The organism is Roseomonas elaeocarpi (assembly GCF_042433915.1).
GTDB classification, from domain to species: Bacteria; Pseudomonadota; Alphaproteobacteria; order Acetobacterales; family Acetobacteraceae; genus Roseomonas; species Roseomonas elaeocarpi.
Map to the genome: position 1 here is coordinate 1 of NZ_JBHLUN010000003.1, position 15,504 is coordinate 15,504.

Sequence of the window (15,504 nt, forward strand, 5' to 3'; positions counted from 1 at the left end):
GCCGCTGTCCACCAGCGCGGTGTAGTAGCCGATGCCGCCGGCATCGGCTTCGCGCCCCAGGATCGCGCTGTAGAGCCGGTTCACCACCGACGAGGTCGCCGTGCCGCTGAACTCCAGCGTGCCGTCGTCGAACACGAGGTGCCGCACCCCCGACAGCCCGTCCAGCGTCCCGTCGGCCCGCGCGACGATGAGGCTGCCGGTGCCAGTGCCGATCGCCGTACCCTTGCCCAGGGCGTCCAACACCGCCGTGCCGTCGCGGCCGAAGATCAGCCCTTCCGTCGACGTACCGGGGCTCACCGCCGTGACCGGAAAGGCGTCGTCGTTGCGGATCGTGCCGGTCGCTTCGGCGCGCGACAGCGTGGCGTTGGTCGGGGAGGACAGGACGAGGCGGAAGGTCTCGTCCGCCTCGTAGGTGGTGTCACCGCGGACGTTGACGGTCACCGTGGCGCTGGTCTGGCCGGCCGGAATGGTAACGGTGCCGCCAGCGGCGTCGAAGTCGCTGCCGGCGGTGGCGGTGCCCGACACGGCATCCCAGCGCAGCGTGACGGGCAGGTTCGAGACCTGCGACAGCGTCACCGTGAAGTTCACCGCCGTGGTGCCGCTGTTGCCTTCCGCCACCGAGACGTCTGCGATGCTCACCGTCGGCGCGGCGTCGTCGTTGCGGATGGTGCCCACCGCCTCGGCGCGCGACAACGTGGCGTTGGTGGGGGAGGACAAGACGACCCGGAAGGTCTCGTCCGCTTCGTAGAGCGTGTCGCCGCGAACGTTGACGGCAACCGTGGCGCTGGTCTGCCCGGCCGGGATGGTCACGGTGCCGCCGGCGGCGTCGAAGTCGCTGCCGGCGGTGGCGGTGCCCGACACGGCATCCCAGCGCAGCGTCACCGGCAGCGCTGAGGCCTGCGACAGTGTCACCGTGAAGGTCATCGCCGTGGTGCCGCTGTTGCCCTCGGTGATCGAGGCATCGGCGATGGACACGGTGGGTGCGGCGTCATCGTTGCGGATGGTGCCGGTCGCTTCGGCGCGTGCCAGCGTGGCGCCGCTGGGCTGCGAGAGCACGACACGGAAGGTTTCGTCCGCCTCGTAGAGCGTGTCGCCGCGGACGTTGACCGTCACCACCGCGCTGGTTTGGCCGGCCGGAATGGTGACGGTGCCACCGGCGGCGTCGAAGTCGCTGCCAGCCGTGGCCGTACCAGCTACGGCGTCCCAGCGCAGCGTCACCGGCAGGGTTGAGGCCTGCGACAGCGTCACCGTGAAGTTCATCGCCGTGGTGCCGCCATTGCCTTCTGCCACCGAGGCGTCGGCGATACTCACGGTGGGCGGCGCGTCGTCGTTGCGGATCGTGCCCACTGCCTCGGCGCGTGCCAGCGTAGCGCCGCTGGGCTGGGACAGCACCAGGCGCAGCGTTTCGTCGGGGCCGTAAAGCGTATCGCCGTGAATGGCGACGTTGACCGTGGCGCTGGTCTGGCCGGCCGCGAGGGTGACGGTGCCGCCGCCCGCGTCGAAGTCGCTGCCGGCCGTCGCCGTGCCCGACAGGGCATCCCAGCGCAGCGTCACCGGCAAGGCAGAAGCCTGCGACAGCGTCACCGTGAAGCTCAGCACCGAAGTGCCGCTGCCCTCGGCTACCGAGGCGTCGGCGATGCTCACCGTGGGAAGCGCGTCGTCGTTGCGGATCGTGCCAGTGGCCTCGGCCCGGGCGAGCGTGGCACCCGTGGGTTGGGAGAGTACCACGCGGAAGCTTTCGTCCGCCTCGTAGGTGGTGTCGCCGCGGACGTTGACGGTTACCGTGGCGCTGGTCTGCCCGGCCGGAATGGTCACGGTGCCGCCGGCAGCGTCGAAGTCGCTGCCGGCGGTTGCGGTGCCCGACACCGCATCCCAGCGCAGCGTCACCGGCAGCGCTGAGGCCTGCGACAGCGTCACCGTGAAGGTCATCGCCGTGGTGCCGCTGTTGCCCTCGGTGATCGAGGCATCGGCGATGCTCACCGTGGGCGGCGCGTCGTCGTTGCGGATCGTGCCGGTCGCCTCGGCACGCGACAGCGTGGCGTTGGTCGGGGAGGACAGGACGAGGCGGAAGGTCTCGTCCGCTTCATAGGTGGTGTCACCGCGGATGTTGACGGTCACCGTGGCGCTGGTCTGGCCAGCCGGGATGGTCACGGTGCCACCGGCGGCGTCGAAGTCGCTGCCGGCCGTCGCCGTGCCCGACACCGCGTCCCAGCGCAGTGTCACCGGCAAGGTTGAGGCCTGCGACAGCGAGATCGTGAAGGTCATCGCGGCCGTGCCGCTGTTGCGTTCCGCCACCGAGACGTCTGCGACGGAAGCCGCGGGCAGGTCGTCGTTGCGGATCGTGCCCACCGCCTCGGCGCGGTCCAGCGTCGCGCCCGAGGGCTGGGACAGCACAAGGCGGAAGGTCTCATCCGCTTCCACGGCCGTGTCACCGCGGATATTGACGGTCACCGTGGCGCTGGTCTGCCCGGCCGGGATGGTCACAGTGCCGCCCGCCGCGTCGAAGTCGCTGCCCGACACCGCCGTGCCCGACACGGCATCCCAGCGCAGCGTCACCGGCGAGGCAGAGGCGTAGCTCAGCGAAACCGTGAAGTTCAGCGCGGTTGTGCCGCTGTTGCCCTCGGCGATCGAGGCGTCGGCGACGGAGGCGGTGGGCAGGGCCGGCGTGTCGTCCACCGTCGTGGTGTTGAGAACCTGCACCGGCACCAGCATCGTGGCATCCTGGTGCCCGTCCGACACCACCACCGCGACCTCGATCGTGCTGCCGCCGGAGCGCAGCAGGTCCACCCCGTCGCGCAGCTTCAGGGTCGTGCCGTTGACCACCTCGAAGCGACCGTCGTCGGGGTAAGCGACGGTGTAGGTCAGGTTGGCGGGGTCGGTGTCGGGATCGCTGGCGCGCAGCGTGCCGATCACCGCGCCGACCTCGCTTTCCAGCACTTGCCCACCGGTGGAGAAGCTGAGGTCCGAGGGCGGGGTATCGTCCACCCCCACCAGCGTCACGCCGTAGGTGGTGCCGAGATCCTGCCACGTACCGTTGATCCGGACCTGGAGGCCGAAGCTCAGCACCGGGTCGGCGCCGGCGGCGTAGGCCTCGCGGTCCAGCAGGCGGGCCGGGGTGATCGTCACCTGGCCCGTGGTGGTGTCCAGCGTGGCGTTGAACAGCGTCGCGGCCGCGCCCGTCAGCGCCACCTCGGTCACCCCGGACCCGGCGCCGAGCGAAAGATAGCCGATCCAGTCGCTGGCCGAGGAGTTCTCAATGATCGTGGCGGGCAGGCTGCCCGTGACCTTCGGCGTCGCCATGCTCTCCTGCCGGCATGGGGGGTCGGGAGCGGGACCATGACGGGGGTGAGTGAAGGAAGGCTGAAGACGCGGCCAGCGGTCCGGGTACCCGGCAGTGGGGCACGGACGGTGCAGGCGGATGGGCCAAACCACCTTCGGGTTGACGTGCGATCGGCAGCCCGGCGAGCGGAACGCGGTGGATCGGCGGGCGAGCGGTGCGGGCGCGCGGACCATCTGGCGGGACGATCCGCCCGGCTGATCCGCTCGCTCGGTCCGCTGGGTCGGACGGCTGGTGCGGAACGGCGCCTGGCCGGAGAAAGGCGGTGCGCGCAGTGCCGCCCCGACCGATCGGCGCCTTCGTGTTCCCCGCCGTCCGAGCTATAGGACGGCCCCATGATGCGAGCCCTGCGGATCCTGGTGGCGGTGCTGTTCCTGGCCCTGGTGGCGGGCTGGGGCTGGGCCTGGTTCGCGCGGGCGCCGGGCGAGAGCTGGCCGCTGGCCTTCGCGCGGGTGCTTACGGGCCGCGCGGCGCCGCAGCCGGTCAGCGCCGATGCCGTGGCCCTGCCGCCCGGCGTGTCGCTGGGCGGTCCCTTCGCGCTGGTGAACCAGGACGGGCAGGCGGTGACCGACCGCAGCTATCGCGGCAAGGCGGTGCTGATCTTCTTCGGCTACACCTTCTGCCCCGACGTCTGCCCGACCGAGCTCAGCGTGATGGCGGCCGCGATAGACCAGCTGGGGCCGCTGGCGTCACGGGTGCAGCCGGTGCTGATCACGATCGACCCGGAGCGCGACACCCCGGCCAAGCTCAAGGACTACGTCGCGCTGTTCCATCCCTCGATCCAGGGGCTGACTGGCACGGCGGAACAGATCGCGGCGGTGGCCAAGGAGTACCGGGTTTATTACGCCCGCTCCGATGCGCCCGAAGCCAGCGACTACCTGATGGACCATTCCGGCTTCACCTACCTGCTGGGTCCCGACGGGCAGTTCCGGGCGATGTTCCGCCCCGGCGTGCCGCCGGAAAGCCTGGCCGAGGCGGTGCGCCGCGTGCTCGGTTGACCTCCGCCCTCCTCCTGCCCTCCCCCAACAAGAAGGCTCGCCGGCCGTGATCTCGCTGCCCAAGGACCGCATCCGAATCCTCCTGCTGGAGGGCATTTCCGACATGGCCGTGGCCACGCTGCACGAGGCTGGCTACGAGACCATCCGTCGCGAAACCAAGGCGTTGGAAGGCCAGGCGCTGTTGGACGCCGTGCAGGGCGTGCACCTCCTGGGCATCCGCTCCCGCACCCAGGTCACGGCCGAGGTACTGGAGGTCGCCGACCGGCTGATCGCCATCGGTTGCTTCTGCATCGGCACCGACCAGGTGGACCTTCGCAGCGCGCAGATGCGGGGCATCCCGGTGTTCAACGCCCCCTTCAGCAACACCCGCTCGGTGGCGGAGCTGGTGATGGGCGAGGTGGTGATGCTGCTGCGCGGCGTGGTGGACCGCTCCAACTCCGCCCATACCGGCGGCTGGGACAAGTCCGCCACCGGCTCGCACGAAGTGCGCGGCAAGACGCTGGGCATCGTGGGCTACGGCAATATCGGCACGCAGGTCAGCGTGCTGGCCGAGGCCTTCGGGATGCGGGTGATCTACCACGACGCCGTGCGGAAGCTCGACCGCGGCAACGCCCGCGCCGCCACCTCGCTGGAGGAGCTGCTGCGCGAGAGCGACGTGGTGACGCTGCACGTGCCCGAGACCGCCGAGACGGTGGGGCTGATCGGCGCGGCCGAGCTCGCCGCCATGAAGCCGGGCGCCATGCTGATCAACAATGCCCGTGGGCGCGTGGTGGACCTCGAGGCGCTGCGCGCCGCGCTGGACACCGGCCATATCGGGGGAGCGGCGGTGGACGTGTTCCCGTCCGAGCCCAAGCGCAACGGCGAGCGCTTCACCTCGCCGTTGCAGGGCGCGCGCAACGTGATCCTGACGCCCCATGTCGGCGGCTCGACAGAAGAGGCGCAGGAGCGCATCGGCGAGGAAACGGCCTTCAAGCTGATCGGCTATTCCGACACCGGCACCACGCTGGGTGCTGTGAACTTTCCCGAGGCCAACCTGCCGGCGCGGGCGCGGGGCACGCGCTTCATGCACGTCCACGGCAATGTCGCCGGCGTGCTGGCCGGGATCAACGACACCTTCCGCAAGTACCAGCTCAACATCGCGAGCCAGGTGCTCCAGACCGATGCTGAGGTCGGCTACGTGGTGGTGGATGCCGAGAACGTGGCGGACCCGCAGGCCGTGCTGGCGGACCTGCGCGCCATTCCCGGCACGATCCGCGCGCGGCTGCTCTACGAGCGCGGCTGAGCGTTTCCAGGCGGCACGCCGTGGCCAGGGAGGGGGAGAAGGTGTTCTCCCCCTCCCCGGACCCCACACCCCTCATCTTTTCTTGGGACGCTGCCGCAGGAAGGTGGCCAGGGTCGTGCGCTCCGACTCATCGAGCCGGAGCGAGGGACAATTCAGTCAGGCTGACGGGAAGTCTTATTCTTTTCGGCAGCGCTGCCGACCACCGTAGCACGACCCACTTTCATCGTTTCCGCGGCAGCGTCACAGAGAAAGATGAGTGGGGGTCCGGGGGAGAGAATTCCTTCTCTCCCCTGGCCACGGCACCGCATGAACGGCACCAGAACCGAAAAGGGCCTGCCCGGCATGACCCGGGCAAGCCCTTCGTCGTCGCGGGCGGCGGCACGGGGCCGCCGCGCCGGGATCAGTTGCTGCGGAGCGTCAGCGGCACGAAGCGCTGGCCCTGAGCGTTCTCCACCAGCAGCAGCACCGTGTTGCGGTTCGCCTTGCGCAGGTCGTCGAGGCGCTTCTGCAGTTCCTGCGGGGTGTTCACGCGGGTCTGCTGCGCTTCCACGATCAGGTCGCCCGGCGCGATGCCGCGCTCGGCGGCCGAGCTGTTGCCGGCCACGTCGGTCACCACCACACCCTTGGCATCGGGCTTCAGGCTGAAGCGGTCGCGCGTTTCGGGCGTGACGGCCGTGACCTTGAGGCCGGTTCCGGCCAGCTCCACCACCGCCGGGCCACGGCTGGGCGCGTTGTTGTTGTCGGCATTGGCCTGGTCGGCCGGAAGCTCGGCCACCTTGACGGTGACGGTCTCCTCCTTGCCGTCGCGCCATACCACCACCGGCGCGTCGGTGCCGACGGCGGTGTCGGCCACGATGCGCGGCAGGTTGCGCATCTCGTGAACATCCTGGTTGTTGAAGCGCAGGATGATGTCGCCGTTGCGGATGCCGCCCTTGGCGGCCGGGCCGTCCTCCTGCGCGCGGGCCACCAGGGCGCCGCGGGCGCCGCCCTTCAGGCCCAGGCTGTCGGCGATGTCGTCGGTCACCTGCTGGATGTTCACGCCCAGCCAGCCGCGCTTCACCGAGCCGCCGTTGCGCAGCTGCGCGGCGATGTTCTTGGCGAGGTTGGATGGGATCGAGAAGCCGATGCCGATCGAGCCACCGGAGGGCGAGTAGATCGCGGTGTTGATGCCGATCACCTGGCCCTGGAGGTTGAACAGTGGACCGCCCGAGTTGCCACGGTTGATGGCGGCGTCGGTCTGGATGAAGTCGTCGTACATGCCCTGGCGGATGTCGCGGCCGCGGGCCGACACGATGCCCGCCGTGACCGAGCCGCCGAGGCCGAAGGGGTTGCCGATCGCCAGCACCCAGTCGCCCACGTTGGCGTCGTCGGAATTGCCGAAGTTCACCTGCGACAGCGGGTGGTCGGTCTTGATCTGCAGCACGGCGATGTCGGTGCGGGTGTCGGTGCCCAGCAGCGTCGCCTTGATGGTGGTGTTGTCCTGCAGCACGACGTTGATCTCGTCGGCGCCGTCGATGACGTGGTTGTTGGTCACCACGATGCCTTCCTTGGCATCGATGATGAAGCCCGAGCCCAGCGACTGCGCGCGACGCGGGGTCTGCGGCTGGTCAGGCCGCCCGCCCGGGCGGTTGCGGTTCAGGAAGTCGCGGAAGAAGTCCTCGAAGGGGCTGCCCGGCGGGGCCTGCGGCACCTCGGGCGCGTCGGGGCGGTTGCCGCGGGCCTGGATGGTGGTGGTGGTCTGCACGTTCACCACCGCCGGCAGGAGCTGGCGTGCCAGGGGCGCGAAGGAGGTCGGTGCGTCGCGCAGCGGGAACTGCTGGGCGGGCGCGGTGGCCGTGTTGGGGTTGGGCGTCGGGTTCGGAGCCGAGGGCTGCTGCACCGGGCCGACCGCCGGAGCGGGGGCCGGTGCCGCCCCCTGGGCCAGAACCGGGAAGGGCGAGCCCGCGAGGAGGGCGGCGATGGCTGCCGTGGCGAGCAGGGTGGAGCGCACGTTGATGGACCTTTCGATCGGCCTGAGATTGCTGCGGCACTTACTTGGCGGTTCGCGCCACCAGAGGAAGCCTCCGTCGCGTTACAAAGAGCCACCGTGGGGTCCGCTCAGGCGGGCGATCAAGGGCTCAGCCGATCAAAGCGGCGTCGATGGACAGGGTTTCATGGCGACGTTCTAACCCTCGCCCCGGCGGTGGCGGGCCCCTGCCCCGCCCCCCTGCCCCTTTGGCCCGCGACTCAGATGCCGCGAATCAGCAGCGTGGCGAGGAGGATGCCGGCGGCCGCAGCCACCACGCCACCCCAGCGGAGCCGCCCTTCCGGGGTGGCGGCCATGGTCAATAGGGCCCGGCGCATCACCGAGGGCGCCAGGGCATAGAGCAGTCCCTCGATCGCCAGCACCACCGCCACCCCGGCCAGCAACTCGGCCAGGGTCATCGTGCCGCCCCGTGGCGGGCGGCGGCGCCTCGCGTCACGGCGCCACCGGGGTGGTGCCCAGCGCCTCGGGCGAGCCCGGGGTGGCGCTGGGCTGCGGCGTCGGCAGGGCGCCGGCGCCCAGCGGCGAGCGGAAGAAGCGGAAGAAGGCGCTGTCGGGCGACAGCAGCAGCCGCGTCTCCGCCCCGCCTTCCGCGAAGGCATCGCGGTAGGCCTGCATGGAACGCCAGAAATCGAAGAACTGCGGGTCCTGACCGAAGGCGGCGGCGTAAAGCTTGGTCGCCTCCGCCTCGCCCTGACCGCGCAGGATGTCGGCCTGGGCCTGGGCCTCGGCGATCAGCACGGTACGCTCACGGTCGGCGCGGGCGCGGACCTGGGCGCCGATCTCGGCACCCTCGGCACGCGCCTCGCGGGCCACACGCTCACGCTCGGACTGCATGCGCGACAGGATCGCCTGGGTGTTCTCCTCGGGGAAGTCGGCGCGGCGGATGCGCACGTCCTCGACCTGGATGCCGAAGGCGCGGGCCTCGGCGTTCACCTGGTCGCGGATGGTGTTCATGATCCGCAACCGGTCATTGGACAGCACCGCCAGCAGCGTCTCGTTGCCCAGCACGCGGCGCAGCGAGGAGGACACGATCGAGGACAGGCGGGCGCGGATGCCGTTCTCCTGCGCACCCACCGTCTCGTAGTAGCGCTGCGGGTCGGTGATCTCGAAGCGGGCGAAGCTGTCCACGATCAGACGGCGCTGATCGCTCAGGATCACCTCCTCGCCGGGCGCTTCGAAGTCGAGCAGGCGGCGGTCAAAGGTGACCACCGTCTGGATCAGCGGAATCTTCGCGTGGAGGCCGGGGGTCTGGATGATGCGGACCGGGCGGCCGAACTGGGTGATCATCACCTGCTGCGTCTGGTTGACGGTGAACAGGGTGGAGGTCACCAGGATCAACACCACCGCGGCGGCCACGCCGAGGGCCAGGAGGCGGTTCATCGGGCAGCTCCCTGCGCGGCGCCGCTGCGCGACAGGGCGGCGGCCGCGGCGTTGTTGGCGCCGGTCGGCGCGGGCGGCGTCACGGGACGGGCGCCGTTGGCGGCCCCCGCGGGCGCGCCGGGCGCCCTTTGATCAAGGTTGAGCAGCGGCACGAGGTTGTTCACGCCGCTGTCCACGATCACCTTGGGCGAGCGGTGGAGGATGTCCTCCATGGTTTCGAGATACAGGCGGCGCAGCGTCACGTCCTTGGCGGCCTGGTAGGCGGTCAGCACGCTGTTGAAGCGCTGCGCCTCGCCGCGCGCCTGCGCGATCTGCGCTTCCCGGTCGCCCTGGGCGGCCTGGATCAGCCGCTCGGCCTCGCCGCGTGCGCGGGGGATGATGTCGTTGCGGTAGCTTTCGGCCTCGTTGCGGGCACGCTCGCGGTCGGCCTGGGCACGCTGGACGTCGCGGAAGCTGTCCACCACCGAGGCCGGCGGGTCCACCTTCTGCATCTGCACCTGAGTGATCTCGATGCCGGCCTTGTACTGGTCCATGATCGCCTGGGTGCCCTGGCGGACCGACTGCTCGATCTGGGCACGGGCCTCGGTCAGCGCCGGCTGGATCGGGGTGCGGCCGATCACCTCGCGCATCATGCTCTCGGCCGCGGACTTCACCGTGGCGTCGGGGTTGCGGGTGTTGAACAGGTAGTCGCCCACGTCGCGGATGCGCCAGAACACCGCGAAGTCGATGTCGATGATGTTCTCGTCGCCCGTCAGCATCATCGATTCCTCGACGACGTTGCGGGCCGGCGTCGGGCGCACGACGGTGCTGGTATCGGGTGAGCGGAAGCCGATGTCCACGCGGTTGATGCGCGTGACGCTGGGCGTGGTCACGCTCTCCACCGGCCAGGGAATGTGGTAGCGCAGGCCCGGCTGGGTGGTGTCGCGGAAGGCGCCGAAGCGCATCACCACGCCCTGCTCGTCCGGATCGACACGGTAGATGCCCGAGGCTGCCCAGATCGCCACCACCGCGGCGCCCAGCAGCAGCAGGCCGCGGCCGCCGCCGGTGCCACGCGGCAGGAAACGCCGCATGGCGTCCTGCGCCTGACGCAGGGCGTCGTCGAGTTCGGGGCCGCGGCCGAAGGGACCGCCGCCATTGCCGCCGCGGGGCGGTTGGCCCCAGGGGCCGCGATTCTCGCCCTTGCCGTCGCCGCCCTGGGGCCGTGGGTTGCCCCACGGGTTGGGGCCGCCATTGCTGTTCAGCGGCATGAGCCGTCGTCACTCCCGGGTCTGAGGTTCCTTTGCCTATCCGGTCGCCATGGCCGGGGGAACCCCCTTGCCGTGCCCCCTTCGCCCGAACCGCCTGCCCCGGCTTGCGGGACGGGGGTGCATGGGTTGAAGGAAGGCGCCATGTGAGCGACCGGCGCTCGGCGCCAGAACATTAACTTTTGCTCATTTTGGTTCATTTCACCCGGATTCAAGGGGTAGCAGCGGGATGTCGATGGAAAGCGGCTTGGCGCAGGCGGTGCGCGCGGCACTCGCAGAGGTTCGCGACCCCCAGACTGGCCTGGACCTGGTGGCCCAGGGCTGGGTGCAGGGGCTGACGGCGCGCGACGGGCTGGTGCAGTTCGCGCTGGAGGTCCCGCGCGATCGGGCGCGCGGGCTGGAAGGGTTGCGCGCGGCGGCGGAGCGCGCGGCGGCGGCGGTACCGGGCGTGTTGTCGGCCACCTGCGTGCTGACCGCCCACCGCGCGGCCCCGGCAGCACCCCCGCCGGGCGCGCCCAAGGCGGTGCGGCCGCCGCCGGGTCAGGGGCAGATGCTGCTGCCCGACGTCGGCGCCATCGTGGCCGTGGCCTCGGGCAAAGGCGGCGTGGGCAAGTCCACCACGGCGGTGAACCTGGCCGTGGCGCTGGCGGCGCAGGGCCTGCGCGTGGGGCTGCTGGATGCCGATATCTACGGCCCCTCGCTGCCGCAGATGCTGGGAACGCGCGAGCGCCCCGTCACTGCCGACGGGCGGGTGGTTCCGATCACGCGCTGGGGCCTCAAGGCCATGAGCATCGGCTTCCTGGTGGATGAGGAGGCCGCGATGATCTGGCGCGGCCCGATGGTGATGGGCGCGCTGGAGCAGATGCTGGCGCAGGTGGAGTGGGGCGCGCTCGACATCATGGTGGTGGATATGCCGCCGGGCACGGGCGACGCGCAGCTGACCATGAGCCAGCGCGTGCCGCTGCGGGGCGCGGTGATCGTGTCGACGCCGCAGGACGTGGCGCTGATCGACGCGCGGCGCGGCATCCGGATGTTCGAGAAGGTCAACGTCCCCGTTCTCGGCCTGGTCGAGAACATGAGCTACTTCTGCTGCCCCAACTGCAACCACCGGTCCGACATCTTCGGCCATGGTGGGGCACGGGCCGAGGCGGAGCGCCTGGGCGTGGAGTTCCTGGGCGAGCTGCCGCTGAAGCTCGCGATCCGGGAGCTGGCGGATGCCGGCACGCCGATCGTGCTGGAGCGACCCGACAGCGAGGAAGCCGCCCGCTACTGCGCGATCGCCGCGCGGGTCTGGGACAAGGCGCGGGTGCCGGCCGGTGCCGGCGGGCCACGCATCGTGGAGGAGTGAGGCAAAGGCCCGGCGCGGCGGGGAGCCGAGCCGGCGCCTTCAGCGGCCGGGTGGGGTGAACTGCTCGGCCACGACCTTCTCGGCCGCCTCGCGACTGGTGAAGGGGCCGGCCACCACATCGTCGCGGTCGTCGATCACGTACCAGCCGACGCCGTTGAAGCGGGTGGCGCGGCGGAGCTCACGCCCCGTGTCCTCGTCGAGGTAGCGGGTTTCCATCTGGCCGATCCTTCTGCTGGCACGACTGGCAGGGGAACGGCCGGAGCCGCCGCGCCGTTGCAGCCGGGCGCGGCGGAGGGCAACGGGCGGGCGTTACTCCAGCCCGTCGTAGAAGTCGTTGCCCTTGTCGTCGACCACGATAAAGGCCGGGAAGTCCACGACCTCGATCCGCCAGATCGCTTCCATGCCCAGTTCCGGATACTCCAGAACCTCGACCTTCTTGATGCAGTCCTGCGCCAGCCTGGCGGCGGGGCCGCCAACGGAGCCCAGGTAGAAGCCGCCGAACTGCTGGCAGGCCTTGGTCACCGCCTTGGAGCGGTTGCCCTTGGCCAGCATCACCAGCGAGCCGCCGGCGGCCTGGAAGTTGGCCACGTAACTGTCCATGCGCCCGGCCGTGGTGGGGCCGAAGGAGCCGGTGGGCATGCCTTCCGGCGTCTTGGCAGGGCCGGCGTAGTAGACCGGGTGGTCCTTCATGTACTGCGGCATGCCCTCGCCGCGATCCAGGCGCTCCTGCAGCTTGGCGTGGGCGATGTCGCGGGCCACCACGATGGTGCCGGTCAGCGACACGCGGGTCTTGACCGGGTGGCGCGACAGCTCGGCACGGATCTCCTCCATCGGACGCGTAAGGTCGATCTTCACGACCTCGCCGCCCAGGGACTCATCGGTGCTTTCCGGCAGGTACTTCGCCGGGTCGTGCTCCAGCTGTTCCAGGAACACGCCGTCGGCGGTGATCTTGGCCTTGATCTGCCGGTCGGCGGAGCAGCTGACGCCGATGCCGATGGGAAGCGAGGCGCCGTGACGCGGCAGGCGCACCACGCGCACGTCGTGGCAGAAATACTTGCCGCCGAACTGCGCGCCGATGCCGATATGCTGCGTCAGCTTGTGGATTTCCTGCTCCAGTTCCCGGTCGCGGAAGGCGTGGCCGGTGCGGTCGCCCTGGCCCGGCAGCTCATCGAGCCACTTGGTGGAGGCCAGCTTCACGGTCTTGAGGCAGGTCTCGGCCGAGGTACCGCCGATCACGATGGAGAGGTGGTAGGGCGGGCAGGCCGAGGTGCCCAGCGTCTTGATCTTCTCCTCCAGGAAGGCGAGCAGCTTGGGCTTGTTCAGCACCGCGCGCGTCTGCTGGAACAGGAAGGTCTTGTTGGCCGATCCGCCGCCCTTGAGCACGAACATCATCTTGAACTCGTCGGCGTGGTCGTCGCCGGGATTCGCGTAGATGTCGAACTGGACGGGCAGGTTGTTGCCGGTGTTGACCTCGTCGAACATGGTCAGCGGCGCCATCTGCGAGTAGCGCAGGTTGGTCTCGGTGTAGGTGCGGTGGACGCCGTAGCTCAGCGCCTCCTCCTCGTCGCCCTCGACCCAGACGCGCTGGCCCTTCTTGCCGAACACGATGGCGGTGCCGGTGTCCTGGCACATCGGCAGCTTGCCGCCGGCGGCGATGTTGGCGTTCTTGAGCAGATCCAGCGCCACGAAGCGGTCGTTGGCCGAAGCCTCGGGATCGTCCAGGATGCGGCGGAGCTGCTGGAGATGGTAGGGGCGCAGCAGGTGCGACACCTCGCGGCACGCCTCGAAGGCCAGCTGCTCCAGCACCGTGGTCGGCACCTTCAGAACGCGCTTGCCCTCGACCTCGATGGTGCGCAGGCCCTCGATCGGCAGGCGCCGGTACGGGGTGGTGTCCTCGCCCAGCGGAAAGGTCGGGCTGTAGCGGAAATCCTTGCTCCGCTGCGACACCGGCATGCCGGCATCGGCCTCGGAGCCGGAGGACGCATCAGGATTGGAGGCGTCGATGACGTTGCTCATGACTCAACTCGCTCCGCGCCGGAGGATCGGACGATGGGATTGCTTGGTCCGATACTTAGGGCAGCGGGCGAAACCGCACCATGCACCATGGCGTTGGGCTGCGATGCGGCGAGGTGGGCCTTGAACGTCCCCTGGCCGGGCTCCTGAACAAGTTCCCGCCGGTCTTCCCTCCGCGATGCCGGCGCGGCCTGACTGCACGGCAGCGAAGAGGCCCGAAATGGGCAGGCGCTGTCGTCAGGTCGGGCGAACAGGCCGGAACCGGGACTTCGCCGGGGCGTAGACGCCCCGCGATATGATGCCGGCCGCGGATTTCCCGGCCGTGCCGGGAGGGCCGCGTCAGTCCTTGTTGGTGGCGGGCCGGCGGCGGAAGGCGTCCAGGCTGACGACCTCGGCGGGGCCGGAAGGTGCCGGCGGGGCGGGCGGCGCCTCGGGTTCATCGGAGGTGGGCGGCAGGGCGGCATCGTCGCCCTCTCCCTCGGGCAGGCCGAAGCGCATGCCGACGCGCACGTGCGGGTCGAGAAAGCCGCTCAGGCTGTCGAAGGGGATCACCAGCGTCGAGGCGCTGCCGCCGAAGCTCAGGCCCACCGAGATGCGGCGGGCCGCGCGGTCGACCTTCAGGTCCCAGAACTGGTGCTGCAGCACCACGGTCATTTCCTGCGGGTACTTGGCGCGCAGATGGCCCGGCACCACGACGCCCGGGGCATCGGTGCGGAAGCTGAGGTAGAAGTGGTGCTCGCCCGGCAACCCGTGCTCGGCCACGTGCTCGAGCGCGCGCAGCACGACCTCGCGCATCGCGTCCTCGGTCCAGCGGTCGTAGGGCAGCAGGCTTTCGGCCAGAGGAGGCTGCTGGTCGCTCATGTCATTCATTCCCGTCGAGCCCGGTTTTACGAGCGATGCGAGGGTCGCGCCAGACAGCGTTGCGCGATTGCGGTTCCGGTGGACAGCACAGCGGGCGAAGTGGGGGGATTCTGTTGCCCGGTTCCCCCCGGACCGCGCTTACCTATTAGGCAGCGAGCGCCACAGCCTCACGGCTGTTATCGTTGGCACTTATGATTTAGCCCGATAACGGCGGTACAATGCCGGGCAAAAGACAGGTCTTTACCGTGCGCGTCGAGCCTGTTTCGCCCCCATCGACCCGCTGATAAGGCGGGGTTGATCTGGTGGAGGCGCCGGGCACTGCCCCCGGGTCCGCAACACTTATTCCACGTGCCGTTTATCGCCATAGTCGCCCGAAGGCGGCACCCACCATATAGCGCGCCCGCCCCGGAAAATCGAGGGGGTGGTGCCTGCATCCTGGCAGATCGTGGGGCGGACGTTTTGCCCGAGGTGACAAAGCCCGGCACGGTCGCTAGGCAGGGCGACCATGTCGCGACCGGCACGATCGACGCTTGCGCTGCTGGCCCTGCTGCTGCTCGTGCAGTGGGGTGGCGGGCTGCTGCCGCACCTTCGCGCCATGGCGGCGGAGCACGTCGGCCACGCCTCCGGCCAGACCGTCATCATCTGCTCGCCCACGGGGCTGCGGACGATCCGGCTGGACGACGACGGCAAGCCCGCCAGGCCTTCGCCACCGCTCACCGCCTGCTGCACGCTGTGCCAGGGGCCTATGGCGGGGGCGGAGCTGTCACCCCCACCGGCGCTGCCAGCACCCTCGGTTACTCTCGTATCGGAGCGTGGGCCCGGCGTCGCCGGGCAGGTCCTGTTCTTCCGGCCACCGCCGCGTACGCTGCATCCCCGCGCACCACCCGGTTCCTGACAACGCCGACCCTCCCGGCCAATCGCGGCCGACCCGTTGTCCTATGTTCCGGAGTGTTCCGATGCCTGCGTTCCGTTCCGGGCGCGTCGGCGGGGCCATGCGCCCCTGCCCGGCCTTGCC

General features: G+C 70.2%; 12 protein-coding genes and 1 other RNA gene. 4 read left to right on the plus strand and 9 right to left on the minus strand.

What is annotated here, in order from left to right:
• Window positions 1-3,300, minus strand: a 3,300-nt coding sequence (locus tag ACFFGY_RS04455) for a beta strand repeat-containing protein (RefSeq protein ID WP_377043204.1), incomplete at its 3' end; no start/stop codon positions are given.
• A gap of 372 nt (window positions 3,301-3,672) precedes the next feature.
• Between ACFFGY_RS04455 and ACFFGY_RS04460 the strand changes: the two genes are divergently transcribed.
• On the plus strand, window positions 3,673-4,335 hold the full coding sequence (locus ACFFGY_RS04460; protein WP_377043205.1) for an SCO family protein: 663 nt from the start codon (window positions 3,673-3,675) through the stop codon (window positions 4,333-4,335).
• A gap of 46 nt (window positions 4,336-4,381) precedes the next feature.
• Window positions 4,382-5,617, plus strand: a complete 1,236-nt coding sequence (gene serA / locus ACFFGY_RS04465) for a phosphoglycerate dehydrogenase (protein ID WP_377043206.1) — start codon at window positions 4,382-4,384, stop codon at window positions 5,615-5,617.
• Window positions 5,618-6,017: 400 nt separating this feature from the next.
• Here serA and ACFFGY_RS04470 read toward each other — a convergent pair whose 3' ends face one another.
• From ACFFGY_RS04470 to hflK, 4 genes are all read right to left on the minus strand, one after another.
• Complete coding sequence (locus tag ACFFGY_RS04470) at window positions 6,018-7,613, minus strand: DegQ family serine endoprotease (protein ID WP_456316147.1); 1,596 nt, start codon at window positions 7,611-7,613, stop codon at window positions 6,018-6,020.
• 230 nt (window positions 7,614-7,843) lie between these two features.
• Complete coding sequence (locus ACFFGY_RS04475; protein ID WP_377043208.1) at window positions 7,844-8,041, minus strand: DUF2065 domain-containing protein; 198 nt, start codon at window positions 8,039-8,041, stop codon at window positions 7,844-7,846.
• Window positions 8,042-8,075: 34 nt separating this feature from the next.
• The gene (hflC, locus tag ACFFGY_RS04480; protein ID WP_377043209.1) at window positions 8,076-9,023 is read right to left on the minus strand and encodes a protease modulator HflC; all 948 of its coding nucleotides are present in this window, start codon (window positions 9,021-9,023) and stop codon (window positions 8,076-8,078) included.
• A complete protein-coding gene (gene hflK / locus ACFFGY_RS04485) occupies window positions 9,020-10,270 on the minus strand; it encodes an FtsH protease activity modulator HflK (RefSeq protein WP_377043210.1) in 1,251 nt (416 codons plus the stop codon). Before hflK ends, hflC begins: the two co-directional genes overlap by 4 nt.
• Before the next feature lie 232 nt (window positions 10,271-10,502).
• On the opposite strand from hflK, the gene ACFFGY_RS04490 reads away from it, so the two are divergent.
• The gene (locus tag ACFFGY_RS04490; protein ID WP_377043323.1) at window positions 10,503-11,615 is read left to right on the plus strand and encodes an Mrp/NBP35 family ATP-binding protein; all 1,113 of its coding nucleotides are present in this window, start codon (window positions 10,503-10,505) and stop codon (window positions 11,613-11,615) included.
• Between the two features lie 39 nt (window positions 11,616-11,654).
• On the opposite strand, the gene ACFFGY_RS04495 is transcribed toward ACFFGY_RS04490, so the two are convergent.
• The 4 genes from ACFFGY_RS04495 to ssrA all read right to left on the minus strand — a co-directional run bounded on the left by ACFFGY_RS04495 (window position 11,655) and on the right by ssrA (window position 14,910).
• A complete protein-coding gene (locus ACFFGY_RS04495; RefSeq protein WP_377043211.1) occupies window positions 11,655-11,831 on the minus strand; it encodes an SPOR domain-containing protein in 177 nt (58 codons plus the stop codon).
• 93 nt (window positions 11,832-11,924) lie between these two features.
• Window positions 11,925-13,568, minus strand: a complete 1,644-nt coding sequence (locus tag ACFFGY_RS04500) for a fumarate hydratase (protein ID WP_377043324.1) — start codon at window positions 13,566-13,568, stop codon at window positions 11,925-11,927.
• 399 nt (window positions 13,569-13,967) lie between these two features.
• Complete coding sequence (locus ACFFGY_RS04505; RefSeq protein WP_377043212.1) at window positions 13,968-14,498, minus strand: SspB family protein; 531 nt, start codon at window positions 14,496-14,498, stop codon at window positions 13,968-13,970.
• An 89-nt stretch (window positions 14,499-14,587) separates the two neighbouring features.
• Window positions 14,588-14,910, minus strand: a transfer-messenger RNA (tmRNA) gene (ssrA, locus tag ACFFGY_RS04510).
• Window positions 14,911-14,994: 84 nt separating this feature from the next.
• Between ssrA and ACFFGY_RS04515 the strand changes: the two genes are divergently transcribed.
• The gene (locus ACFFGY_RS04515; RefSeq protein ID WP_377043213.1) at window positions 14,995-15,384 is read left to right on the plus strand and encodes a DUF2946 family protein; all 390 of its coding nucleotides are present in this window, start codon (window positions 14,995-14,997) and stop codon (window positions 15,382-15,384) included.
• The last annotated feature ends 120 nt before the right edge of the window (window positions 15,385-15,504 follow it).